This is a genomic window from Paenibacillus alvei DSM 29 (genome assembly GCF_000293805.1).
Lineage (GTDB): Bacteria > Bacillota > Bacilli > Paenibacillales > Paenibacillaceae > Paenibacillus_B > Paenibacillus_B alvei.
In genome coordinates, this window is the sequence record NZ_AMBZ01000004.1 from 610074 (window position 1) to 636784 (window position 26711).

The 26711-nt window shown below is 47.8% G+C and carries 21 protein-coding genes and 2 pseudogenes; 17 read left to right on the top strand and 6 right to left on the bottom strand.

Annotated features, from left to right (window positions below):
- Positions 1-21: 21 nt before the first annotated feature.
- On the top strand, positions 22-1455 hold the full coding sequence (locus PAV_RS16525) for a PTS transporter subunit EIIC (protein ID WP_040736014.1): 1434 nt from the start codon (positions 22-24) through the stop codon (positions 1453-1455).
- Between the two features lie 58 nt (positions 1456-1513).
- Positions 1514-2353, top strand: coding sequence for a PRD domain-containing protein (locus tag PAV_RS16530; RefSeq protein ID WP_005548192.1), 840 nt, complete (start codon positions 1514-1516; stop codon positions 2351-2353).
- A gap of 76 nt (positions 2354-2429) precedes the next feature.
- On the opposite strand, the gene PAV_RS16535 is transcribed toward PAV_RS16530, so the two are convergent.
- Together PAV_RS16535 and rpsD are read right to left on the bottom strand one after the other, a co-directional pair.
- Positions 2430-5576 (bottom strand): transglycosylase domain-containing protein, encoded by a 3147-nt coding sequence (locus tag PAV_RS16535; protein ID WP_005548194.1) that lies wholly within the window; start codon positions 5574-5576, stop codon positions 2430-2432.
- A 172-nt stretch (positions 5577-5748) separates the two neighbouring features.
- Positions 5749-6347, bottom strand: a pseudogene (rpsD, locus tag PAV_RS16540) (30S ribosomal protein S4).
- Positions 6348-6719: 372 nt separating this feature from the next.
- Here rpsD and PAV_RS16545 point away from each other — a divergent pair.
- From PAV_RS16545 to PAV_RS16565, 5 genes are all read left to right on the top strand, one after another.
- Entirely contained in the window at positions 6720-8681 is a 1962-nt protein-coding gene (locus PAV_RS16545; RefSeq protein WP_005548198.1) for a sensor domain-containing diguanylate cyclase, read from the top strand.
- 112 nt (positions 8682-8793) lie between these two features.
- Positions 8794-9621: a hypothetical protein gene (locus PAV_RS16550; RefSeq protein ID WP_005548200.1), complete on the top strand. Its 828-nt coding sequence runs from the start codon at positions 8794-8796 to the stop codon at positions 9619-9621.
- A gap of 101 nt (positions 9622-9722) precedes the next feature.
- Positions 9723-10838 (top strand): aminopeptidase, encoded by a 1116-nt coding sequence (locus PAV_RS16555; RefSeq protein ID WP_005548202.1) that lies wholly within the window; start codon positions 9723-9725, stop codon positions 10836-10838.
- Positions 10839-10950: 112 nt separating this feature from the next.
- Complete coding sequence (locus PAV_RS16560) at positions 10951-11193, top strand: HPr family phosphocarrier protein (RefSeq protein WP_005548204.1); 243 nt, start codon at positions 10951-10953, stop codon at positions 11191-11193.
- Positions 11194-11493: 300 nt separating this feature from the next.
- The gene (locus PAV_RS16565; RefSeq protein WP_005548206.1) at positions 11494-11784 is read left to right on the top strand and encodes an Fpa/YlaN family protein; all 291 of its coding nucleotides are present in this window, start codon (positions 11494-11496) and stop codon (positions 11782-11784) included.
- Between the two features lie 157 nt (positions 11785-11941).
- Here PAV_RS16565 and cax read toward each other — a convergent pair whose 3' ends face one another.
- A complete protein-coding gene (gene cax / locus PAV_RS16570; RefSeq protein ID WP_005548208.1) occupies positions 11942-13006 on the bottom strand; it encodes a calcium/proton exchanger in 1065 nt (354 codons plus the stop codon).
- Positions 13007-13205: 199 nt separating this feature from the next.
- On the opposite strand from cax, the gene PAV_RS16575 reads away from it, so the two are divergent.
- Positions 13206-13595, top strand: a complete 390-nt coding sequence (locus tag PAV_RS16575; protein ID WP_005548210.1) for an Asp23/Gls24 family envelope stress response protein — start codon at positions 13206-13208, stop codon at positions 13593-13595.
- A gap of 36 nt (positions 13596-13631) precedes the next feature.
- Here the strand turns inward: PAV_RS16575 and ftsW are convergent.
- Positions 13632-14872 (bottom strand): annotated as a pseudogene (ftsW, locus tag PAV_RS16580) (putative lipid II flippase FtsW).
- Between the two features lie 31 nt (positions 14873-14903).
- Positions 14904-15245, bottom strand: a complete 342-nt coding sequence (locus PAV_RS16585) for a YugN family protein (RefSeq protein ID WP_005548216.1) — start codon at positions 15243-15245, stop codon at positions 14904-14906.
- 213 nt (positions 15246-15458) lie between these two features.
- Between PAV_RS16585 and PAV_RS16590 the strand changes: the two genes are divergently transcribed.
- The 9 genes from PAV_RS16590 (at position 15459) to PAV_RS16630 (ending at position 24566) form a co-directional block, all read left to right on the top strand.
- Complete coding sequence (locus PAV_RS16590; protein WP_005548218.1) at positions 15459-16649, top strand: M20 metallopeptidase family protein; 1191 nt, start codon at positions 15459-15461, stop codon at positions 16647-16649.
- A gap of 183 nt (positions 16650-16832) precedes the next feature.
- Entirely contained in the window at positions 16833-17258 is a 426-nt protein-coding gene (locus PAV_RS16595; protein WP_005548219.1) for a CBS domain-containing protein, read from the top strand.
- Between the two features lie 164 nt (positions 17259-17422).
- Entirely contained in the window at positions 17423-19129 is a 1707-nt protein-coding gene (locus PAV_RS16600; RefSeq protein WP_005548221.1) for a DNA repair helicase XPB, read from the top strand.
- Positions 19089-21068 carry a helicase-associated domain-containing protein gene (locus PAV_RS16605; protein WP_005548223.1) on the top strand — a complete coding sequence of 660 codons (1980 nt, stop codon included), beginning with the start codon at positions 19089-19091 and terminating at the stop codon, positions 21066-21068. The genes PAV_RS16600 and PAV_RS16605 overlap by 41 nt, the downstream gene beginning before the upstream one ends.
- A gap of 89 nt (positions 21069-21157) precedes the next feature.
- On the top strand, positions 21158-21577 hold the full coding sequence (locus PAV_RS16610; protein WP_040736092.1) for a YlbF/YmcA family competence regulator: 420 nt from the start codon (positions 21158-21160) through the stop codon (positions 21575-21577).
- 27 nt (positions 21578-21604) lie between these two features.
- Entirely contained in the window at positions 21605-21868 is a 264-nt protein-coding gene (locus tag PAV_RS16615) for a YlbG family protein (protein WP_005548226.1), read from the top strand.
- A 202-nt stretch (positions 21869-22070) separates the two neighbouring features.
- Positions 22071-22508, top strand: coding sequence for a hypothetical protein (locus PAV_RS16620; protein ID WP_040736017.1), 438 nt, complete (start codon positions 22071-22073; stop codon positions 22506-22508).
- A gap of 199 nt (positions 22509-22707) precedes the next feature.
- Positions 22708-23622 (top strand): selenium metabolism-associated LysR family transcriptional regulator, encoded by a 915-nt coding sequence (locus PAV_RS16625; RefSeq protein ID WP_005548231.1) that lies wholly within the window; start codon positions 22708-22710, stop codon positions 23620-23622.
- Positions 23619-24566 (top strand): PHP domain-containing protein, encoded by a 948-nt coding sequence (locus PAV_RS16630; RefSeq protein WP_005548233.1) that lies wholly within the window; start codon positions 23619-23621, stop codon positions 24564-24566. Before PAV_RS16625 ends, PAV_RS16630 begins: the two co-directional genes overlap by 4 nt.
- 134 nt (positions 24567-24700) lie before the next feature.
- On the opposite strand, the gene PAV_RS16635 is transcribed toward PAV_RS16630, so the two are convergent.
- On the bottom strand, positions 24701-26524 hold the full coding sequence (locus tag PAV_RS16635) for an Rqc2 family fibronectin-binding protein (RefSeq protein WP_005548235.1): 1824 nt from the start codon (positions 26522-26524) through the stop codon (positions 24701-24703).
- Positions 26525-26711 lie beyond the last annotated feature (187 nt).

Below are 26711 nucleotides of genomic sequence, written 5' to 3' on the forward strand. Positions count from 1 at the left end.
GGTAAGGGGATAGTGTTGCGAATGAAAATGATGACTTATATGCAGCAAGTCGGCCGATCACTGATGATCCCCATTGCAGTGCTCCCCGCAGCTTCGATATTAGTGCGTATCGGAGATATTCATTCCAATATCCCATGGATGGCAGCAGCAGCAAGTGTATGCAAGTTAGGTGGAAACGCCATTTTCGATCATATGCCGCTCTTTTTTGCTGTGGGGGTAGCGATTGGATTGACATCAAGCCAAGGGGTTGCAGCTTTGGCCGCTGCTGTTGGTTACTTTGTATTTACGAATGTCATGAAGCATTTTGAGCATGGAATTGTCTTGGATACGGGTGTTCTGGGAGGAATGCTATGCGGAGGGATCGTAGCTGCCTTGTATAACCGTTACCATAGAATAAGGCTCCCGGCAGCGATCGGATTTTTCGGAGGCAAGCGTTTTATCCCGATCATATCTTCCGTTGCGATGGTTGGTGTAGGGGTAGTAGCTGGTCTGATTTGGCCGACAATCCAGGAGGCCATTCGTGATACAGGTTCCAGTATACTGACGGCAAAAGGCTGGGGGGCTGGCATATTTGGCTTGTTGAATCGATTGCTCATACCTACTGGACTGCATCATATACTGAACAATATTGCATGGTTTCAAATTGGGGAATACGTAACAGATACCGGGGCGATTGTGCGAGGCGATTTGTGGCGGTTCCATGCAGGCGATCCGACAGTTGGAACCTTTATGGCAGGATTTTTCCCTGTTATGATGTTTGGACTGCCGGCTTATGCACTTGCCATAGTCCGTTCCTCCCAATTGCATGAACGCAAGCGTGTTGCGTCGATTATATTGACAGCCTCATTGACAAGCTTCCTGACAGGGATAACAGAGCCGCTTGAATTTACACTTATGCTGACTGCCCCAGTTCTTTATGGTCTGCATGCCATTTATACGGGATTAGCACTCATGCTAGCAGATCTCATGAGCATTCGAGCAGGATTTGGATTCTCAGCAGGCTTCATCGATATGTTCATATCGTGGACGAGCGTTAGAAATGCTCTGCTCTTGCTATTACTCGGAATTCTTTATTTTGGACTGTATTATGCGACCGCAACAATTGCAATCCGTGTATTTCATGTTCACGCACCAGGACGTGAGGAGCAGGCAACGATGGAGGCCGTAATCCCCTCAATTGGAACGCGAGATGATACAGATGCCCTATTGGAACGATTGCTAGGCTATATAGGAGGAATGGGAAATATTCGAGCTGTCGATGCGTGTATTACTAGACTTCGGCTGCGGCTTGAGGATGACTCCAAGGTAGATGAGGGAGGGATTATGTCTCTTGGCGCGTATGGTTTGATGCGTGTCGGCAAAGGTCACATCCATATTGTGATGGGAACGGATTCGGAGCTTCTGCGGGAGAAGATTGAGCGAAGATTAAGCGTGTCAGCATTTATTAACGGTTAGCACGCATATTTCGGTTATCCATTAGCAGGGCAGTTCGATTCTTGGAAGGGGAGAGCGGATGATTGAACGGAAAATTGTGCATGTCCTGTCGCATAATGTGGTGATGACCAAACTATCCAATGGGAAAAACTCTATCGCCTTTGGCAAAGGGATTGGCTTTCAAAAAAAGCTGGGTATGGAGGTGAATGAAAATGATATAAAACAGGAATTTTTACTGCATACGACGGAAGTGCTGGAGCATTACGAGCAAATTTTGTATGCGGTGGATTTCAAAATTATTGGTGTAGTCGAGGAAGTGATTGCATTTGCACAGAGTCATTTGGAAGGGGATTTCTCAGAAACGATTCATTCTGCACTCGTTGATCATATTAATTTAGCCATTGAGCGCTGCAAGCGCGGCTTAGTGATCAGCAATCCCTTCATGTTCGAAATTCAGCATTTGTATCGAGATGAATATCGCGTAGCAGAGCGGGCGATAGATTACCTAAATGATCAGTTGGATGTGAACTTGCCTCAAGATGAGGTTGCGTTCTTGGCAATGCATTTTCACGGAGCAAGAAGTGGCGGCAAGGGCAATAAGTCTGTTGCTGAATTGAAAATGATATCGAGAGTGCTGGAGAATGGCAAGCATGTTGGCATTGACTTTGATGAGTCGCTCTCCACAGTACTCTTTATTGGTCACTTAAAGGGACTCATTGATCGAGTAAGAGCAGGGAAGACACTTAACAATCCGCTGCTCGTTCAAATTCGTGAAGAATATGAAGAAGCCTATGAAAAGGCAATTATATTGGCAGGCTGGATTGCTGAAGGGCTGGAAAAAGCGGTACCCCCAGAAGAAATCGGATTTCTAACGATGCATTTGGAACGGCTTGTTCAGCGGAAAAATGTTAGCATATGAGGGAAGAAGCAATGGATGATAACATGAAAAAAAGAGGACAGAATGTCTATCGCATTCTGTCCTCTTTTGTGTAAATTTAATTATTGACCTGAGCAGAAGAGGAGGCAGATGATTCGCCTGCACTGTTTGCAGCTGTTACATGATACCATCCGCCTGGTGTTAATGTAATCAGCTCAAAGTCAGTTGAGGCAGAAGATCCGATTCGCTCATAAGGGCCGTTGCGGCTCGCGCTGTAGTAGATGTAATATTCGCTTGGATTGTTGGCTGAAGCCTTCCAAGTAAGTTTTACACCCATATCCGTTAACGATGCCTTCAGTCCGCTAGGAGAGTCAGGAGCCTGAGCTGCTGACTGTTGCGGCTCCTGAGCATTGCCATTATCGGCTTCATGGCTACCGGCTTGGCCGCCTGAATTTCTCCTGCTCGATTCACTTGGATCATTGGTACCCGGTGGTTGAGGTACCTCTGTTTTTGTTCCTGAGCCTAGAGCTCCCCACTGGACAATTTCAGAAGGTATCGATTCATGTCCACCGACATCGACAGCTGTCACATAGAAGCTGTATTGTTGGCTGCTTGATGCATAGCTGCTGAATCTCGTATCATCACCGGTCAATACGGTTCCACTTTGCTGCTGGTATGTTCCGCCGTTCAATGATCGATATAGACGGTATCCGACTACATCGGATTCTGGATTGCGAGAGAAGGTGATGTGAACGGCATCGCTCTTCGATGCTGCAATCCGAACGTCGCGTGGTGCAGAAGGCGCTTTGCCATCGTCTTGACGTGGATCGACCTTCGCTGGTGCGTCACTATTGGCGTCCTCCGGCAAATAGGCAGATAAAGATCGGCGATTGCTGCTGGATGATAAATGACCCAGCGCCTTCTTCAATTCTTCAACAAGCTCCTGGATTGGCTTCTCACGCTTCAGTACAACCTTCTCTGCAACCATATCAGCAGGAGTGCTGTCCTGTGGTATATAGTTGACGCCGTCATAGGTAATGTACTTCATGTGAACAAGCGCATCTTCTTCGGTCTTTGGAACATACTTGCGGTTGAAAATATCTGTAACGAATTTGCCGCCAAGTCTTGTTAATTCATTTGGAAGCTTACCGCTGTACCCAGACACTGTCATGCTTACAATGCCGTCAGGACGAGTAAATTCCTTCGTTTGCAGCAGGTCAGGCTTGGCCTTGTTCACCTCGTTCATGACCTTCGACCATATCTCTGTCGAGCGTGAGCGGGCATCGCGATTCAATACATGAATCGGCTTGTCATAGCCTACCCATACGCCCATCGTGACATCAGGAGTTGAGCCGATGAACCAAGTATCCGCATAGTTCTGGGTCGAGCCAGTTTTTGCGGCAACCTCAACTTTTCCATATAGGTCAAATTCGCCTCTCACGCGGCGTCCTGTACCTCTCGAATCCGTAATGACCGATTTCATCATGTCTGTCATCAGATAGGCGCTTTGCTTGGAAACGACCGCTTGCGGTTCTTCCTTGTGCTGATAGACGATATTTCCTTTGGAATCTACAATTTTGCTAATCAAGTACGCATCATTGAATACACCCTGATTCGCAATTGCACCGAATGCATTGGTAATTTCCTCAACCGTAACGCCATAGCGCAAGCCGCCTATAACGCCAGTTTGTGCGTAGTAATCTTCAGGCTGAATGGTTGTGATACCGAGCTTCTGCACGAAATCCAGCGCTTTTTTTACACCCAGCTTCTCGATGTAGATTTTGAGAGCCGGCAGGTTAAGTGATTGGCTTAATGCGCTTCGTGCGGTAACGAGCCCTTGATAGCGACCGTTGGCGTTGCCTGGAATATGATAACCCTTAGAGCCGTCCTTGAGCACCATCGGAGCATCGTCCAATATGGAAGCTGGTTGAATCAAGCCCTGGTCAAGCGCAGGCAAATACGCAGCCAGCGGCTTCATCGTCGAGCCAGGCTGCTTCAGCATTTGCGTGGCGAAGTTCATCTGCTCGATCTTGAAGTCTCTTCCTTCGATCATGCCTAGAATAGCACCAGATTTATGATCGACCATCAACGACGCAACCTGTTCAACACCTTTTGTTTTACTGTCCGGTGAGAAATTATTGGGATTGGAAGATACTCGCTTCATCGCATCATATATCTTTTTGTCGATGGTGGTATATACGAGATACCCGCCGCGCAACAACTGTTCGCGTGCCGACTGCAGCATATCGTTGTTCTCGCGCTTGCGCAAGTCTGCCTTCGTAAGTCCTGGGTTTTTCTGAAGCACGAGCACTTCTGCGGCTGCGCGTTCCGCTTCCATCATCAGATACGGATATGTAGCGTATGCCTTCTCCCGAGGCTGGGCAATCGATTTGCGAATATCAAACGCCAGCGCTTCATTATATTGCTGCATCGAAATTTTATTTTCTTCAAGCATTCGTTTGAGAACAAGCTTCTGCCGCTCTATCGCACGTGCAATACCTTTTTCATTGATTTCACCTTTACCGTTAAAGGCCGAATAGGCAGAAGGCAACTGTGGAAGACCCGCTAAATATGCAGACTGGGCAATATTCAGCTTGCTCAAATTATCAATATTAAAAATACCTTTAGCTGCTGCTTTAATTCCGTATAAATTATAGCCTGTTGAACCGTTGCCGAAAGGAACCTTATTTAAATATGCAACAATAATTTCTTCTTTGGACAACACGCGCTCCATACGCAGAGAGAGCAATATTTCCTTTGCCTTGCGGCTGTCGGTACGATCCAAATTCAAAAATACTCGTCTTGCCAATTGTTGTGTAAGCGTACTGCCGCCCGTTTGCACAGATTGATTCAATACTTTCTGTACTACAGCCCGAGACAGTCCGCGAATATCAACGCCCATATGTTCATAGAATCGATTGTCTTCAATCGCGATAAGGGCATCTATGACGGATTGGGGGATATCTTTTAATGAGACGGGACGACGATCTTCTTCGGTTCGAAGCTGTCCGATTTGATTGCCGTCATTGAAAAAGACGAATCCCGTTATGGCATTCTCCTGAATCTTCTGCTGAATCATTTCCCGTGGGCGAACTGGTTCGTCCTTAATTAAGGACGTTACATAACCGAGACCAGCCCCACCAGCAAATAAGCCGCATAGCAGGCCGAACAGCATGAGCCATTTGATAACGGACCATATCGTGCGGCCAATCGACCTCTTGCGCGTCGGTTTTTTGCCGCTTTCCGTCACTTTCTCCTCAACCATGCATTTTTTCCTCCTTAGTAAGTGCAGCGCTTTCCATTATACCATAAAAGTGAGGGGAAAAAGAGCGTCGTAAATCGCATTTCCTGATGATAATATAGCGGGTAAACATAAAAAAATCGCCTCCCGCTAGGGGAGGCGATTGTGGTGTCGCTTCTATGCGATAGAGCGAATCTTATCGGCTGTAGAACTCGACGATTTGCTTTTCATCGATGTCTTGGGACAACTCGCCGCGCTCAGGCAAACGTACGAATTTACCTTCCATAGCAGCTTCGTTGAATTCCAAGTATCCTGCCAAGTGATGACGGCCTTCAAGAGCCTCTTTGATCACTTTCAAGCCACGGCTTCTTTCACGCAAGCCGATAACATCACCAGGAGTTACGATGTAAGACGGGATGTCTACTTTTTTACCGTTCACAGTCACGTGACCGTGTGCTACCAATTGGCGAGCACCTGCACGGGAGTTGGAAAGGCCAAGACGGAATACCAAGTTGTCCAAGCGGCTTTCGAGCAAGAACATGAAGTTCTCACCAGCGATGCCTGGCAATTTGGATGCGCGGTTGAACAATGTGCGGAATTGCTTCTCGCCCAAACCGTACATGTGGCGCAATTTTTGTTTTCTTGTAATTGAACGCCGTAGCCGCTCAATTTTTTGCGTTGTCCTGGACCATGTTGTCCTGGAGGATACGCGCGCTTCAATTCTTTACCAGTACCGCTCAAGGAAATTCCAAGACGACGGCTCAATTTAAATTTAGGACCTGTGTAACGTGCCATGTTATATTGACTCCTTCTCAATCAAAATTATCGTTAGATTGTGGGGTGTCATTGCGTCGAAATCATCCTATGCCGTTCGATCAATTCGTTCAGCTCCGACTCAGGTTTTCAGCCGCTGCCTAGTCGGTGATGATTGTCGTGAGGGTGACACAACAGTTTCGCCCATATACATCACATAATATTATAAGATAGGACACTCTTCTGTCAAGCTATCAATTCCAATTATGCTGGAAAACGTCTAGTCATTAGATCTTTAGGCATGGTTCTAATGGACCAAAATTTTAGAATTGGTTTTCGGGATATAGTACATTTTCATTGAAAAATCATGTATGATAGGAAATGAACAACCTTTCGAATATGAAGGAGAAGAGGATGACGGAACGTCAACTTCCACATTATACAATTGAATTAGAACCGAAAAAGATAGAGACAAAGGATTACCAAGAATCCGCTCCTGTCGATGATGAATTGGCAATAGAAGGATGGTTGTTGCAACGTGATGTGACACCTCATGACTTTCCGTATATTGCCTCACTGCTGCAATCCGCCTACCGCGCGTGGCTAAAGGATATGCCAAATGAAGCGCTGTCCATCATTGGAAGCAGCGCTATTTATGATTATTCCGGTGGATGGCTCGCAGGAGATAAGTCACTGCTGGATACGGACAGCAGAGCCAGCGAGGCGATGAATGAATGTTTGCAAGAGCGAACCAAGACGATAGCAGCTATTGGAGACGGGGTATTGGTTATGTGCCCGCTGCACACACGAGAAGGGCGTGATGTGTTCGCAGTCGCTGTGTATAAACTGCTGATGCCGAATGAGGCTATGACAGCACTCGAAGCGTGGACACACGCGCTTCGCGCTCAGTTCTATCTTGCATTTGAATATACATTTATTAAAGAACTTATGTACACACAGCGCGTTGTTGAAAGAGAATATAAGCGCAGAGATGTTCTATATAATGTTGTGCGTCACATGCATGATCGAATTGATGTAGATGCAGTATTGACACAAATTATGGAAAGTGTCGAACGGCTTGTGCCGGAATCGAGCATTGAGGTGTATTTATCGCAAGATCATCATAGTGTGAATCCGAAGGTGAAGACGCTCGTATTCAAGTCATGGGGAGACCCAATTGTAATGCAAGCCTTTATGAAGGGCGAACTATGTTACGGACGAACGCAGGAGGGACATATTGAAGTTGCCTTTGCACTTTGCGGTAAGCAAGGCTCATACGGCGTGTTGAAGGTATGCTTCCTTGGCGAGGATCCTGATCCTTCGGATGTGCAGCTCATTCAACTCGTCGTAGAGACAGCAGGGACGGCTTTTGAGAATGCACGACTTCATGAGCAAGCCAATGAAGTCATACAAGAGCTCCGTTTTATCAATGATTTGACGAAGCGAATTAATCAGAGCCTACGGCTGCGGGATGTATTCCGAGACGCTACGCATGAACTGCTGCGGGTGTTCGGTGCTGAATTTTGCCTATTGCTGCAGCTCCATACTGAGAAGAATCGCTTCGAGGTCGTATCCTGTAATTTAGAAGAGTTTGATGGGGCTCATATGCCGGCAGATGAAGGATTGTTCGGCTATATGATCTCACTGCGTGAACCGATAATTGTGTCTGACTGTACGGAGCAGACTCCTGCTTCGATGCAATTCTTCGAGAAGCTCGGCTTGCGTTCCGTTATTGCAGCTCCGTTATTCGGCGGAGGCGAGCTGGTTGGGATTGTCTTGCTTGCAGACAAGCGGCCGCAATTCTTTACGTATGAGAACTTGAAGCTGCTGCAAATGCTTGCTACTCATATTGGTCTTGCTATTGCAAACGCCACCTTGCATGCAAGAGTGAAACATCTTGCGAATAAAGACCAGCTTACAGGGCTTTTTGCAAGGCATTATTTGGACAAGCAAATCGATCGGCTGCAAAAGAATGATTTCTGTGGGTCATTGATTGTGGCGGATATTGATTATTTTAAGCATATTAACGACTCCTATGGTCATCAAATTGGCGACAAGATTCTGAATCAAGTCAGCCGAATCATACGCTCATCGATTCGAGAAACAGACATTGCGGCCCGTTGGGGCGGTGAGGAGCTTGCAATATACTTTCCACAGCTTACCTTGCCCCAAACACTTGGTGTGGCGGAACGGATACGGACTCGAGTGGCCAATGAAACAGATCCGCGTGTTACGGTTTCATGTGGAATTGCAGACTGGAATTGGCAGGATGAGAAGATTAGTGTGGAATCTTTGTTCTACCGGGCAGATGTCGCCTTGTATGAGGCGAAGAACGGTGGACGGAACCGGATTCAAGTGAGCAAGAAGGAGTGGTAAGCGCATTGCGATACCGTCGAATAATTCCAAAACAGACGTGAAACGCTAAAAGAGGCGGGAATAACATTTCCCACCTCTTTTTTCGTTCATGAATATAGTGGAGGTGATTGACATGATAACCACGACAAGAGCAAAAGTACGAGTAAAGTGGAACAGGATAACGCGGACAGTAGTACTGCTGCTTGGTGCTATTTTGATCCATGGATGTTCGATTGCGGATCATACACCTCCTGAAGCATTGCTTGACAGAGCACTAAATGGCATGGCAGGTAAAGATCAGTTTCGCTTTCAGGGGATGGCTGAAATTCGAACAGGTAGAGATAAGCTGCTGGCGAAGCAGCTGCGATATGAGGGAGAAATTCAACAGCATAAGGGGATCTATATGCGGTTAAGCCCTCAGGCTGAGCAGACAACGACAGAGAACAGATGGAATCCGCTTAAACAATTGGAAGAGCTTAGAATCGATGGGGCCAAGCGTGTGAAGGCGCTGACAAGTTATGATCCCGTTGTACAAACACATGCAGGCTCAACAAGCAAGATGCATATTATGAGCATGGACGAGAAGCAGCGAGCGGATTTGATTCCATTGCAAGTTGATGTAGACGCAGAACAAGCTAAGCACATGTATACGAAACAATTGATTGATGATTATGATCGGTTGATTACACCAAATGTACAGCTGCAGCAAATGAAGGGCAGCATGTCTCAAGCTGACGAGCAAAAGCTGCAAAAGAAACTATCAGCCCTTGCTGCTCAAGGCCGTAAGGAGCTCTATGCGAAGCTGAAGAATGCAGCGGTACAAGCGAAGTATGTGGTATGGGTAAATAAGCGTGATTCGCTTCCTGCCTACGTAGAAGGTTGGATCACTTCATCTTATGATGAGCAAGGAGAGCCGAAGGAAGAGCTGGTTCACATGCAGTCCCGATTTTTGTATGAGTAGAGTATCACTTGTACAGCGGTAGGAACCGCTGACGTCATGCGATCATCGTGATACAATGATAATCGTAAGATCATGCAAACCGACCGAGGAGGAACCATAGGATGAAAGACCCAAGAATAGAAGAGCTTGCGAAAAACTTGGTTGGATACTCTGTGGATGTACAGCCAGGGGAAAATATCCTTGTAGAGATGATTGGATCTGAGCGTGAACTGGTTACATGTATTGTGAACGAGATTGCTAAGCGTGGCGGCCGTCCGTTTGTGCAGCTAACCGATCGTTCTGTGCTGCGTTCGCTTCTCTTGAATGCAACCAAAGAGCAAATGGAGACATGGAAAGAGTACGATTTGCTTCGTATGCAGAATATGCAGGGGTATATCGGTATTCGTGCAGGGGAGAATGCGAATGAATTGGCAGATGTGCCAAAAGATAAGATGGCATTGTATGAGTCAATTTACTCCCATCCTGTACATATGGAAGAGCGTGTAAAACGCACGAAATGGGTTGTGCTCCGCTACCCGAACGCTTCAATGGCCCAGTGGGCGAACACATCGACAGAGGCGTTTGAAGATTTCTACTTCAATGTATGCAACCTGGACTATTCCAAAATGGATACAGCGATGGATGCTTTGAAAAACTTGATGGATCGTACTGACAAGGTACGCCTGGTCGGACCAGGAACAGATCTTAGCTTCTCCATCAAGAACATTGGTTCTGTCAAATGCTCCGGACAACGGAACATTCCAGACGGAGAAGTGTATACGGCTCCAGTGCGTGATTCGGTGAATGGCACCTTGTCCTACAATACACCGTCCATCTACAACGGGTTCACATTCGAGAACGTGAAATTCCGTTTTGAGAACGGTAAAATTGTGGAGGCAACAAGCAACGATACGGATCGCTTGAATGAAATCTTGGATTCGGATGAAGGGGCTCGCCACATCGGGGAATTTGCAATTGGCGTCAATCCGTACATCTTGCACCCGATGAAGGATATTTTGTTCGATGAAAAGATCGCGGGCAGCATTCATTTCACACCGGGCCAAGCCTATGACACAGCGGATAACGGCAATCGCTCGTCCATCCACTGGGACTTGGTTCTGATCCAACGTCCAGAGTACGGCGGCGGTGAGATGTACTTTGATGATGTGCTCGTACGCAAAGACGGCCGATTTGTCATTCCAGAGCTGGAATGCTTGAATCCTGAACATTTGAAGTAGTCTATATTTGCCTGCTTCTAATGAAGGATTTCACCTTGCGCCAAGACTCTTATTCACGGTATGATGGAAGCGTATAAATTTAGATGTGATTTACTGAGACGGAGGGATTTCAATGTCTAATAACACGGCAATTGTGGAAATCTCGCAAACAGCGAACAAATTCAGATCCTCGATTGTGTTACAAGCCGACAACAAATACATTGACGTAAAAAGTATTCTTGGCTTGTTCACAACGCTCGTTGGTAATCAAGCCTATGAACTGCATGTCCATGGTTCAGATGTGGACGAGGCAAAAGCAGCAATGGCTGAGGTATTTGCAAAGCACGGTTTGAATGTAACTGTTGTAGCCGAATAATTCGAAACGAGAAGAATAGGGGGCCGGGACGATTTGTCTCGGCTCTTCTTTCATATTGGAATGAGACTGCGACGTTCATGTTGACGGTTCATTATATTTTTTGTCGCCATGCAACATCTGTGATACAGTAAATATGCGCGCGGTGCAAGGCATTCAGTCCTTTATGAACGTTTGCCATGGCGCTGGAAATGTGCGGTTTATCACATAGAAGTTCACCGTGCATCTTGTGTTACAGGGCGTGATCGTCTAATATTAGAAATAGAACAAACGTGACTTCGGGTCATAGGGGGGAAATCAGGCATGTCTTCGTCGGATGTGGTACAAAAGATCAATGATAAGGCGCTCGCTCTGCTTGAAGATGATGCGCATCAAATAGAGAAACTCATTCAAGTTCAAATGGAGAACTTGGCGACGCGTTACTGCCCTCTCTATGAGGAAGTGCTAGATACGCAGATGTATGGTTTTTCTAGACAGGTGGACTTTGCGGTAAGAGCTGGATTGGTAGAAGAGGATGTCGGACGTATGCTGGTCAGCAGATTAGAGCGGAATCTTGCCGTATTGTATGAAGCATTGAACAAAGCAGAGAAATAAATAGAGAAGAAAATATGTAGAGCGTATAGCGTAACGGCTGAATACAAAGAAAGCTTGGGACAAGTCCCAAGCTTTTTGTGTTCATTATGTATAAAAAAGTTGATGACAAGCTGTCCCCACGCTTAATAGCTGAGCTAGATCGCATAGACCGGATCGCTTAGACGAGATAGAAGGAGACGCCAAGAATCACATACACAGCTAACAGCAGCAGGCCTTCGTACCAGTTCGTACGACCGTCTTGGGAAATGGATTTGGCTATAAATACAGAGACGCCAATTGCCACCATCTCAATGGTTGTAAATACGATATCCATCGTTTGTCCAAACAGTGTACTGACGAAGACGAGCACCGGTGCTACGAACAGTGCAATTTGCAAGCTGCTGCCAATTGCAATTTCGACGGCAGCGCCAATCTTGTTCTTCATGGCCATCATAACTGCCGCGCTATGTTCTGCAGCATTGCCCACGATCGCAATCACGAATGCCCCTACGAACAGTTCGGATAAGCCGAATTGTGCGGTGAATGAATCCAGGGTGCCAACAAGCCATTCACTGACGAATGCGACCATGACCGTAGATAGAAGCAGATAAAAGATAGATCTGGATTTGGACCAAGCAGGCTCTTCTTCGGCTTGCTCTTCACCAACCGCCGATTCGTCTACGAGCATGTCCTTATGCGTAATCATAGAGAACACGAGCCAGAGTAAATAGGCAGCAATCAATACACCTGCTACGATTAAGCTGAGTGTCTTCGTTCCTTCTGCACTGATGGAATGGGTCGTAAAAAATGCGGCGGGCACAAATAATGCAATGACAGCAAGCAGCATGAGGGAGCCATTCATTCCGGCAAGCTCAATGTTGAATCGCTGCACTTTAAACTTTAATCCGCCCACGAATAAGCTAAGGCCCAATACAAGCAGCAAGTTGCCGATAATTGCTCCTGTTAAACTGGCCTTGACCATGTCGAATAGTCCTTCCCGCACAAGGAAGATCGCGATGATAAGCTCAGCTGCATTACCGAAGGTTGCATTTAGGAATCCTCCAAGTCGCTGGCCTGCATAATGGGATACACTTTCTGTAGATCGTCCGAGGAAGCCCGCCACGAAGATAATCGCGATTGCGGAAATAACGAATTGCACTGTCATATTCCAATGGAGGTAATGACCTACCCCGCTTAGGACGAATGTGATGCACAATAGCGCGAAAAACAATCGGTTGCGCAAACCGACCACTCCTATCGTTTAAATTGTTTGGGCCAAAATATCTGATATTTAATATAGCGAACTGATTTTCGTTTGTAAACTATGGCCAATTGATCCATTTTATCGTGCAACATCTGAATTTGGGGCGAGTTGAATACTCTGTTTGCTTTCATGTTCAATAATCGTCTACAATATAGGTGAGACAGAAAGGAGGATGACGATGGCTGAGGAACAATTGAACACACAGGAAGGTAACATTCGGATATCCGACGATGTCGTCGCCACAATCGCTGGTCTTGCTGCGCTTGAAACTCCAGGTATTGCTGCTATGTCAGGCGGACTGTCCGAAGGTTGGGCGAAGCGATTGAGCGGCAAGAACGTGCAAAAGGGTGTATCTGTAGAGGTAGGTCAAGTGGAAACCGCTATAGATCTGCGAGTGATTGTCATGTATGGCATGCCAATTCAGGAAGTGTGCCGCCAGTTGCAATTAAACGTCCGCGAAGCGGTTCAGAATATGACCGGACTAGACGTCGTTGAAATTAATATTAAGGTAGAGGGCGTCGCATTTAAAGACGAGGAGCTGGAGGAGATTCAGCGAATCACCAAATAGGCACTTATGCTTGCATGCACAACACACAAAAAAAGACTACACGGACCTGAGCGGTCGGTAGTCTTTTTTTGTTGTTCGTTCGCGAGAATTCGGCAAGCTGCCAACTGGCTTTTTATCATGACTTATCCGATTGGCCTCGCGGGAGACGCTCAGTAATATGCCGATACTCGCCATCGTAATAAGCAGCGAGGAACCGCCATAACTAATGAGCGGCAGCGTAACACCGGTAATCGGTATCGTTCTCGTTACGCCTCCAATGTTGATGAAGGCTTGAACGGCAATAATACCGATAATGCCGACGCTCACAAGCGTTCCGTACGTATCCGGGCATCGGAGGGCGATTATAATACCACGCCAAATGAACATCAAATAGACGATCAGGAAAATGCTTGTTCCAATAAAGCCCCATTCCTCGGCGATGATGGCGAAGATGAAGTCATTATACGGATAAGGCAGATACAACAGCTTCTGGATGCTCTGACCGAACCCGGCTCCTGTCCATCCGCCATGAGCGACGGCCTTCAACGATTGAAGCAAATTATAACTGGTTCCTTGTGCATCTTGAAAAGGATCGAGCCAAGACTGGATGCGGGCGAATTGATATCCGTCCGCCAGCTTCCCGGGCGATAGCAAAGAATGTAATCCTAAAACGACAATCACACCTGTTAGTCCTACCAACAGGCAATTCATGATGTGCTTCAGGTTGGCTCCGCCTGCAATGACGATTACACCGGCGCAGGCGGCCAAAATCATCGCAGATCCAAAGTCGGGCTGCAGCATGATCAGGCCGACAACGAAGCCGACGATAATCATGACAGGGAAAAGTCCTTTTTGAAATCTCGAAATTTCTCGCCCTTCTTGGTTATTAAGGCGGCCAGGTACAGAACAATTGAAATCTTAGCCAATTCCGCCGGCTGTACCCCAATGGTGCCGCCGATACCGAACCAGCTTCTTGCCCCGTTTCGCTCTTGTCCTATATAAGGAACGAGAGCCAGCATTATAATCGTAACAATAAATAAAGGGATAAATAACTTTTTATACATTTTGTACGGGATATTCATTGCAATCAGCATTGCAATCAATCCTAATCCAGCCCACATGAGCTGACGTTTGCCGAAGTAAAGTGCATCGTGGTTGTATAAAGCAGAAACGGCAGCTAGACTAGAACTCGCACTATACACCATGACGACACCGAATCCTACGAGCAATAAAGTAAGCACGAGCAAGGTGAAATCCGGCGTGCCTTTGGCTGGTGGAGACGGGGTATCTCGTTTCATGGGTTTGTATGTTCTACTCAAGTGAGAACCACTACGCGCTGAGCGCTTCCTTCAATTGATGCAGGCGTTGAGTAGCGGTATTGAGCTGTGCTTGCGGGATCGGGGTTTCATAGTCCAACCCATGCGGGAAAGACGCACGTCCCATGTAGACCGCTTCAATAGCCAAAACGGCATCGGGCTTCTCGAGCTTGCCTTCTTTCACTCGTGTATTAATACGCAAGTAATAGTCTTCGCTGCCTGCTTCCATCTTCAAGTCGTATGTAGCACGGTAATACTCCCATTGGCCTCGTACGAAACCGAGCTTTTCCATTGCTTCGTCAAGATAAGCAAGGTCGGATTCAAGCCCAATCAGGCCAGAATTTTCGATTATCATGTACCACTTTCCTCCTTCGAGTTCTCGTCTACCTTATAAGTACAACCATCTTTACTCATTTCCATGATAGTATGTTTCCTACGCTTGCGCAAGAGATCCCTAGCGTGGTTACCGCATGAACCGGCGCATCGGTCAAAATCATGCAAAGATATCTACGGTAGATTACGGGGGTATGGTACAATATTGGAAATGTGAAGGTAGGGGGAGAGAAGGATGAGTGTGTCTCAAGCATCGTCCTTATGGAAGGAAGCTTTGTCAACACAGTTTGAGCAGACGATCGCATGGCGGCGTTATTTGCATCAGAATCCGGAACTGTCCTATGAAGAGTCGAAAACAGCCACATTTGTAGCGAATCAGTTGCGTTCCTTCGGAATTGAGGTTGAAACCGGCATTGGCGGAAATGGTCTGATAGGCCGGATTCGCAACGGCGATGGTGCTGTCGTTGCTCTGCGCGCAGACATGGATGCGCTTCCGATTCAAGATGAGAAGCAGTGCGATTATCGCTCACAGGTTCCTGGCGTCATGCATGCATGTGGTCATGATGGGCACACAGCTACGCTGCTGTCGGTAGCCAAAGTGTTGTCAGAGCAGCGCAGCCTATGGACGGGAGAAATTCGATTGCTGTTCCAGCCTGCGGAAGAGGTTAGTCCTGGCGGGGCCCAGGCGATGATTCGTGATGGAGCGCTCGAAGGTGTGAATCGGATCTATGGCGTTCATCTGTGGACGCCGATTCCTACAGGCATTGTAGCTACACGCGAAGGATCGATGATGGCAGCTGTAGATGATTTCCGCTTGACGATTGCAGGGAAGGGCGGTCATGGGGGGATGCCGCATTTATGTACGGATGCCGTCCTTATTGGGGCATCGCTTGTACAGCAGCTGCAGTCGATTGTGAGCCGCAATGTATCTCCGCTTCAGCCGGCTGTTATATCTGTGGGCTCTCTTCAGGCAGGCACGACACAGAATATTATTGCTGATCGAGCTGAACTGAAGGGGACGATTCGTTCCTTCGATCCAGAAGTTCGACAGCTGCTACGGCAGCGCTTCGAACGTATTGTAGAGCTGACGTGCGCGATGCATGAAGCCGAATATGAGATGGAATTCCGTGTTGGCTATCCAGCACTTGTTAATGATGGCAGCGAGGCTGAACGCGTATTCCGCATTGCAGATGAAGTGGTCGGTCAAGATTGCGTTCGGGAAGCAGAAATGATGATGCCTGCTGAAGATTTTGCCTATTATGTAAAGCAGATACCGGGTTGCTTCGTACTTGTAGGAGCGGGAAATGAGGATCATGCTCGTTATCCACACCACCATCCGAAGTTCGATTTTGAGGAGTCTGCCATGCTGATTGCGGGGCAAATGTTAATCGGATTAGCAATGGATGCATTAGCCGAGCAAAAGTAACCATTGGTTGCATGTGATATAGTAGTATAGAATACGTAACGGGATTAATCTGTAGTAAAAACATGTAAATGGCTGATATTTAAAATGAATGAGCATTAGATCGCACTATGCCGAAGAAGTGATTGGCTCGCTTGGATATGTTTCGCCAATTGGGGCATCCTATGCCTGAATAGGAGGATGCTGATGTCAACGGTACAAGAGGTAATGACGACAACCTGTGCCACATGCACAGTATTGGACAACATTTATGAGGCAGCCGTCAAAATGAAGCAATATGATACGGGATTTATTCCGATTGTAGATGGTGAACGGCTCGTTGGGGCAGTAACGGATCGGGATTTGGTGCTGCGCGGGATTGCGAGCAAGCACCCAGGCTCGACGCGCATTTCGCATATTATGACAGAAGAACTGGTTAGTATATCGCCGGATGCGACGATTGATGAAGCAGCAGCGTTAATGGCTGAGCAGCAGGTTCGCCGACTGCCTGTAGTGAAGAACGGCAAGCTCGTAGGAATCGTATCGATCGGTGATCTAGCGAAGCGGACACCGTTCGCCGATGAAGCAGGTCAGGCGCTCAGCGAGATATCTGAATCGCCTTATACACATTAGGGCTAGTTAAGGACACAGGAACAGTTCATCTCGTCTTCTGCTATAGGGGAGAGATGAACTTTTTTGCATTCTGCGGCCTCATAAGAAGGGCGTTGGAATACAGCTTTACACTAGGTGAAATAGTTTGACTTGATTGATGAAGAAAACGAGGGGAGGTGCAACAAATGGCAAGAGAGACGTTTGCACTTGTTGTGCAGCAGGATATGACGATATTGGTTAATGCGCAGTCTACCAGTTATTCAGACATTCGCCGTGCCCTACTGGGATTTGCAGAGTTAATGAAGCATCCGCAAGGACTCCATACCTTTCGTATGACCCCAATCACGCTGTGGAATGCTGCGGCGAGCGGGAAGACTGCGGAGATGGTATGCGCGGTGCTGGATACATATGCGACATACCCTGTTCCTGTAAAGGTCAAGCAAGAGATCGCGATGTGGATGGGGCGGTATGGCTTATTCGTTCTGCATGGAGAAGAGCGAGATGCGAGCATCACCCTGCACGCCAAGGATCCTAAAGTGTTGGATCGGATGCTATCGGATCGGGAGGTAGGCAGACTTTTTACAGGGAAGCCGCAGGATGGAATTGTAGCGATATTAGCGAAGCACCGTGGCCGCTTGAAGCGAGCGCTTGCCAATGCTGGGTATCCGATCGTGGACAGGGTTGGTTACAGAGATGGAGAGCCGCTTGATTTTCAATTGAAAGAGCAGGGGGGCTTTCAAGTACGGGATTACCAGCGCGAAGCTGTGCAGGCATTTATCGGCAGCGCGAAGCGTGCAGCTGGAGATGGCGTCATTGTGCTGCCGTGTGGGGCGGGCAAAACGATCGTTGGAATAACCGCCATGACAGAATTACAAAGCGAGACCTTAATTCTAACCTCGAACACGACTTCCGTGAAGCAGTGGAAGCGGGAGATTTTAACCCGGACGACATTGTTGGATGAACAAGTTGGTGAATATACCGGTAAATCCAAGCAAGTAAGACCTGTTACAATATCTACCTATCAGATGATGACCTACCGTCAGGATAAAGAACGTGAGTGCCAGCATATGCACCTGTTCCATGAGCGGGATTGGGGGTTGATCATCTATGATGAAGTACATTTGCTTCCGGCTCCGGTATTTCGCACGACGGCTGATTTGCAGGCCACACGGCGGCTTGGCTTGACTGCTACGCTCGTCCGTGAAGATGGCTGCGAACGGGATGTATTTTCCCTAATTGGCCCAAAGCGGTACGAACTGCCCTGGAAGGAGCTGGAGCAGGACGGGTGGATCGCAGAGGTCGATTGCGTGGAAGTGCGAGTGCCTTTGTCAGAGGAAGGCAGGAAGTATTATCTTCAAGCGGGAGAGCGAGATAAGGCAAGGATCGCTGGAGAGAATGAATTGAAGATAGAAGCGGTAAAGCGGATCTTGAAGCGCCATCCGAAGCTTCCAACGTTGATTATCGGACAATACTTGCAGCAGTTGGATCGGTTGTCACAATCTTTGTCAGCACCTGTACTGACAGGAAAAACACCGCAAGAAGAACGTGAGCAGCTGTATGCTCAGTTCAAGCAAGGCTCGATAGAGGTGCTTATTGTCTCCAAGGTTGCTAATTTTGCTGTAGATTTGCCGGATGCAACGGTAGCTATTCAAGTGTCAGGAAGCTTCGGTTCGAGACAAGAAGAGGCCCAGCGGCTTGGGCGGCTGCTTCGTCCCAAGGCGGATGGCAGACAAGCCAGTTTCTATTCGGTCGTAAGCGAGGATACAAAGGAACGGGATTATGCGATGAAGCGGCAGCGGTTTCTAGTAGAGCAAGGGTATCAATATGCAATTGAGCAGCAGGAGGACTGTCATGAATACGTATCAACTATGGAAGCGAATGGAACAAAATAAGGAGCATTCATTCAGCCAGCAATGGCAAAAATTCAGCGACAATCCTGTTCAGATTGTCGAGGCTTATGCAGCGCTGCCGGAGGAGCATAGAGCCTCGTATGATGTCATGTTCAATCGAACGGCTACGCTTCCTTTCGCATTAGACGCATTGCACAAATGGCACGGTCCTATGGCAACAGGTGCAATGCTGCGTGCCGCTTGCGGCCCATTATTGAAATCAGGTTTATTGGCGAGTGTGCGGACAACCTGGGGAGAACGGCTCTTTTTTATTCCTAAGGATGTTTATGAGCGCCTGCTTGCATTTCGATTAGATAGAATGGACTTGGAAAATGTCCCTCAGTCCAAGGGGACGAAGTCAGGAGATGAATGGCTGTACTCACTTCAACCCCTTGATGGAAGCAATGTCATATCGGTAGAATCCTCCAAGGGAATGTTGAGGGACTTGTTCCAACTCCTTGTGTATGCGCTGAATGAAGGACTGCCTCTTACGGCCAAGGGAGTACTGCATAAAAGGGCGATCTCAAGGCTCGATTCCTTGCTTTGTCTGCATGGACAGGTATTTGCTGGCTGGAACGTCAAAATACCTTTCGCTGAGTCGATGCCGATACATGTAGCCATTGTGCTTGATACGGCACTTCGACTTGGGCTGCTGCGCAAAGATGCAACAAGCTATACAGTGGAGAACGACCAATTGAAAAAGTGGCTCAACTTGCCTTCACAGGAAGCGCTGCGGGCAATTGCCGAGGTTGTCATTGAGCACTATTTACCAAATGAGGCATTGATAAGACATGTTGCATATGCGGTGCTCCATTTCGGAAGGATGGGTAAGTGGAGCTCGGATGAAATTGTCGGACATGCCTGTCGTGATCTCGGATGGCTCGATATTGGGAATGTCACATTTGACACAGTGCGGCAGCAAATAAAGGAGTGGCTGCGTACATCCCATGCATTAGGGCTGTGCGATGTCGGGGAAGCTGATGACTGCTGGATGTTCCGCACTGTGTATCAAGAAGAGGATGAACAGGAACGGGTTCTATTTGTACAACCGGATTTCGAGATTATGGTGCCTCCTCATGCTTCGTTTCTCATCCGCTTCGAATTGGAGGTATTTGCCCAGCTATGGAATTCCGACCAGATGGATACCTATCGTCTTACCCGCGAATCGTTCGAAAACGGATTGGAGCACGGTCGGTCGGTTCAATCCGTTCTCTCCTTCCTAGAGAGGTGTTCGTTGACTGGGGTGCCGGATCCAGTACGTGACGCTATCGAAATGTGGGGGCGACAATACGGAAGAATTCAGTTCTCGGAAGTGGTTCTTCTTCGTTGTGCAGACTCGGATACGGCCCAAGCTGTGCAATCAGCGATGGAAAGTTCCGAGGTGCTCAGGAACTGGCTTGTTCCAATAAGCTCTGAAGATTACATTGTAGATCGAGATCATGTGGATGAGGTTGAGAGTCAACTGATTCGTTTCGAATTGCCGCCCTTAAAGCGCTGGGGCGGTGAGGAACGAAGACGTATGCCGAAGCTGTGGCAGGATGGGAATCATGGGCAAGTGGCGGAGGAAGCGGATCTTAAAGGGCCAGTTTACAGTCCATCCTCATTGCAGTATTATGAAATGGATACCGGTTTACTCGCACAAGATGCAGAAGAGGCTAGTTATAATGATATTTCCGGCCAGTGGACGAAGGCTTTGCGATCCTATCATACCTCGACGAAGCGGGATATGGTGATGGCTGCTATCCGGCATCAGACACAGCTTGAAGTTGAGGAAGAGGGAAGATTACAGGTAATCGTTCCGTTGACCTCAACAAGTTCTGATGACCTGGGCTGGGCGATAACGGCTTACGTGCTGCCTTGCTTGTCAAGTGACAAGCCGGTTCAATTGTCTCCTGAGAAGTGGGACAGGGTACGCTTGATCGTACCCGAGGGGCTGCTGTAGGGTTGGACTGCTCTGTCCCTCATCGTACTACTCTACAAAGAATTGAGCGTGATAACGTGCCAATAGAAGAAAAACAAGATGTTGCCGATATGGCCGTTCTGCTCACCAATGCATATGAATTAGGCGACATGATCAACCAGTCGATAGAGGTTGCCGATTATGTGATGTGGAAAGAACGCATGGAAGGCAATGAGCAGGTAAAGCAGCTCGTACGCGAATTTGCCCGCAAGAAGGAACGCTTCGAAGAGGCGGAGCGGTTCGGCCACTTCCATCCCGATTATCATAAGGCAAAGGATGAAGTGCTCGCTGTACAACAAGAGCTGGAGTCTATAGAAGCAGTATATCAATTCAAGCAAGCCGAGGAAGCAGTTGATAAGCTGCTGCATCACTTGTCAGAAACAATTGCTCTTGCCGTGTCTGAAACGATCAAGGTGCCGAGCAATGATCCACAGCCGAAGGGTGGATGTGGTAGCGGCGGATGCAGCGGTGGTTGCAGCAGCTGTTCCTAGTAGAACGGCAGGGGGAGGGCAAGTGTTATGGTTCCTGAACGGACGGGGTATATCGTATGGGTAAGCGATGTGAAGGCTGCTCGTAACTTGGATAAATATGGGACGCTTCATTATGTGTCAAAGAAAATGCAATATGCCGTCTTATACGTGAACGCGGAAAAGGCGGAAGATACAGTTAAAAATATGAAGCGCCTAAATTATGTAAAGAAAATCGAGCGCTCGTATCGCAACGAGATTAAAACGGAATACAGCAAGGATGTTCCAGATAAAACTCGTTTTTACGGAATGTAATGGTAGTAACGGATATGCAGACCACTCCGTGTGTTGGAGGGGTCTGCTATTTTTTTGCAAAATCCGATTTTGATGTTAAAGTTTTCCTAAAATGAGTGAAAAAGTTCATTCCTGAACTTGAGAACAGTTGACACATCATGTAATATAATGGGTATATATACATAGATAAAAAGACCTAACATGGTGGAGAGTGGTGAAGCCAATGAGAGATAAAGTAATGAATCGATGGAGCACCTATGAACCTTTCTATGTGTTGTTAGGCGATAAGAAAGTAGCCAATGTTGTCATAACGAATCATGCGCGATCCCGCTGGATTGACCGTATCGCGAAGGAAGAGGCGGATGTTGAATCAATAGCGGCGTTTATATGGGACAGCTTGAAGCAGAATCGGATCATTTCTTACTATCGCAATGAGCAGGACGTGTTCTTAATTGATGATGATTTGGTCGTGGTAGCAGAGTTCGTGGAATCTGACACGGAGTTTGATTTGGCGGGCGATCCGTTATCCAAGATGATCATCGTTACGTTTCTCGGCAAAATGTCGGAAACGATGGAACTGCGTGATTTAAAGACTTATTATTCATGGCTGCGGCACTCGCGGCGCATGACGTTGGTGAAGAACAGCCGCAAGCATAGATGAATGCTTCGATGGATCACACATACACACTAGGCCAATCAGATCATCTGATTGGCTTTTTTGATATGTTTATGACAATAGCCCCGGACAGCTGGATCTGCAATGCCTGCAGATGGAGCATCGGATGAGATACATGTTTTATGGAATCGCGCAATTTTACGCTATAATAGAGGCTAGGAAGCAGGAAAGAGGGGAAAGGCGTATGGGGTTGAATTTTCATCAGCTGCATATATTCTACAACGTCGCAACAAGAGGAAGCTTTTCGGCTGCGGCACAAGCGCTGCATATGACGCAGCCGGCAGTAACGATGCAGATTCAGGCATTGGAAGAGTATTTCGGCACAAAGCTGCTGCACCGTTCTACGAAGAAGCTGCAATTGTCTGAGGCGGGCCATAAGCTGTTCCCTTATGCACATCGTTGTATGGAGCTTGTTCGTGAAACAGAGGAAATGATGTCGAATTACACACTCGACTTGCATGGCAAACTTGTGCTTGCGGCGAGTTTGACCATTGGTGAATATATTTTGCCGCCGATCCTCGGTCAATTTGCCAAGCTGCACCCGCAATTGGATATTCAATTACGGGTGATGAACAGCTCGCAAATTGTAGATGGTATTCGCAGTCAACAATTGCATCTTGGACTTGTGGAGGCCCCAGTGGCGGATCACGACATACACGTTGAACCAATCATGGAAGACGAGTTGATGCTCGTCGTACCTCGGGATCATGTTTTGGCCGCAGCAAATGAAGTAAAGCTTGAGGATGTCCTGTCCTATCCATTTGTGCTGCGGGAAATCGGATCCGGTACACGAATTGTTATGGAGGAAGCGCTTCGGCGTCTCGGAATTGAACCGGAAAGACTTCATGTAGTCATGGAACTGGGGAGTACGGGAGCTGTGAAATCGGCTGTTGAGGCAGGAATTGGGGTAACGATGCTGTCACCATCTGTTGTGCGGCATGAGGAGGCGTTAGGGTTGGTGAAGACTGTTCGTATCCGACAGGTGAGTGTGAAACGGCAATTTTATGCGGTACATGCTCAAGCTGATCTTTTGTCACTGCCTGCGACAGCGCTGCTGACGATGCTTCGCAATCGACATGATAAGGGGCTGATAAGATGAATAAGAGATCTGACGACATTCAAGCAGAGGAGACCATGTTATACGCTCCACAAGGAGCGGGAGGTTCAAGTGAGGAGCACGGTGGCGCGGATCTGCATACCCATACAATTGCATCAGACGGGATGACAACGCCTGCTTATAATGTGAAGCTTGCCTATTTGGCCGGTCTGCATGCTGTAGCGATTACCGATCATGATACCGTGCTGGGTGTGCCGGAGGCGGTTGCTGCTGGAGAGCAATATGGTGTTCAAGTCGTGCCTGGTGTTGAGATTAGTACGGTTGAAGACGGTATCGACATTCATGTGCTCGGTTATTTCCTGGATATTTCGAATACAAAGCTGCTGGAGCGGCTGGCTGAGCTTAGAGCAGTTCGGGATCGTCGCAATGAAATGCTCGTTGCGAAGCTGACGGAGCTGGGAATCCCGCTCACGATGGAAGAAGTGGTGTCGGAACTGGGACGGCCGCTGTCTCCTGGAGAGACAGTAGGGCGTCCTCATATTGCAGATGCCTTAGTTCGCCGAGGAATTGTTCAAAATATGAAGGAGGCTTTCGACGAGTATCTGGGTGCTGGAGGAAAGGCGTATGTGAACCCTCCTCGCATTCGTTCGCAGGAGGCAGTTGCATGGATTCACGATGCCGGCGGCGCTGCGGTTATGGCCCATCCTGGGATTTATCATCGGGATGATCTTGTCGTTCGCTTGTTGGATGCAGCCCCATGGGACGGCATTGAGGTATGGCACTCGGATCATTCTGCAGAAGATGCTAAGCGCTATAAAGAAATGGCATGTGCGAGGGGCTTACTGCAGACTGCAGGCTCTGACTTCCACGGAGCTCGCAAGGGAGATGTATTCCACGGAGCATTGGGCGGCCGCCGTGTGAAGACGGATGTGGTTCGCGAGCTGCAAGAGCGGGCACAGCGTGTTCGGGCGGAGCGCAGTAGCTGAATGCTCGTACTGTTGAAAATAAACGGGCTGATTGTATACCCCAAACTATTTTCGTATCGTCGTATAGAGAAGAAGACCTGCTGACTTAGCAGGTCTTTTTTGTATTTCAAGGCCGCTATGGCGCAAAGGAGTGATTAGCCGCCTTGCTTGACTGTTAGGCTCATGCTTTCAATGCGCTTGGCGTCAGGCGTGATGAAGAGCGTCTTCTGCCGCTCATAGATGACGAATCCAGGCTTGGCTCCGTTCGGCTTGCGCACATGGCGGATAAGCGTATAGTCGACAGGCACCTGGCTGGAGTGCTTCGCTTGGCTGAAATAGGCCGCGAGTTGGGCAGCCTCTTCTAGAGTCGCATCTCCGAATTGTTCGCTGCGGATGACGACGTGTGACCCTGGTATATCTTTCGTATGCAGCCAAGTATCATTCGGTTTGCCGAGACGATTGGTTACGTACTCGTTTTGCAAATTATTTTTTCCCACATAGATTGGGATATTTTCAGATGAAGTATAGCAGTATACCGTTGGGCGACTATCCTTCTTCTTCCGCTTATCCTTGCGGCCGCGATCACGTAAATAGCCCTGCCCTACAAGTTCCTCTCGCATTTCCTGTGCATCTTGCACAGTTGCATCCTCAAGCTGCTGCATCAGTGTCTCGAAATAGCGATTTTCCTCCCGCGCGGCTGTCATTTGCTCTTGTACCACGGCAATACTGTTTTTAGCTTTATTGTATTTCTTGAAATAACGCTGCGCATTGTCTGAAGGGGCAAGTAGCGGGTCAAGCGGGATCGTGATGGATGCACCGTTCTCATCGTAATAGTTAATAAGCGTAATTTCGTTGTCGCCTCGGGAGATCATATGCAGGGAAGCAAACAGCAGCTCTCCCATGATGCGGAATCGATCAGCATCTTGCGCATCTTGCAGCGTCTCCTCCAGCTTGTCTAATTTTTTCGTGTTCTTCGCATGCTCCTGCTGCAGGAACCGGAACAAATCCCCGACGCGCTGCTTAATCATATCGCGTTCGGCCTTGTCCCCATAGAAATGCTCCATACATTCACTCATCGTATCAAAAGACTGAGTCTCGCCGTTGATATGGGTAATTTCCAGCGCAGAAAAATAAGTTTTGCCTCGCTGATCTACAAGCAAAGTAGGCTTGTACCGTTGTTGAGAGACATCGTCCATTGCCTGTAAAAATACTTCATGCAAGCGGAGAACCACCGTATGAGGCGTACGCGGTTCTTGCTCTGCTGTAGCTTCCGTCAGTTCTTGGCCATCTAGTGCAGTAAACAGGCCTGTACGCCAGACGATCTCATCAGCCAGTCGTGGACTTACACCGGAGAAGTGCTGCACAAGCCATTTGGATAAAAATTTGAAATCGATAATTTGTTCAGGTGAAGCTTCGATGTGTTCCAAAAATAAAGATTCAAAGACGGATGGCTCTACAGACAGCGGATCCAGCTTGTGCTGCTCTGGCGGTGCCGTGTAGGCGAACCCAGGCATGATAATGCGGAAGCTGCTAATAGCAGGTGTTACATGGTGAATACCATCAATAATCGTAGAAGATGCTGGATCGACGATAATGATGTTGCTGTGTCTGCCAGTCAGCTCAATAATAATCTTCTTCTGTGATTCATCTCCCAACTCGTCCCTAGAACGAACGGTAATATGCAAAATGCGTTCTCGTCCAATCTGCTCGATTTTCTCGATAACGCCTCCTTCACAATGTTTGCGCATAAGCATGCAGAACATTGGCGGCTCCGGCGGGTTCATATAAGAATGCTCCGTAAAGTGAACGCGCGGATACGTCGGGTTGGCAGAGAGCAGCAATTTACGATTTTTCCCGCCAGTTCGGATATGCAGGATTAGGTCGTGTTCGGTAGGTTGATATAGTTTATGAATGCGGGCGCCTATCGTCTGCTGCAGCTCATCGACAAGGGCACGGGTTACAATTCCATCTAATGACATCGTATTAAAGCTCCTATCTTATTTATATTCAATTTCTTAGCAAGGCCGCCGCAGCAAGATTTGCTGCATAAGGATACGGGCAAATGGCACCCTCGCTACTAAGGGAATCGATCATCCTTCGTGTTAAGACAAAAGCTCGTATGACTGAGCCAATGTATGTTGTTTGTAACTCCTATCATGCCATATT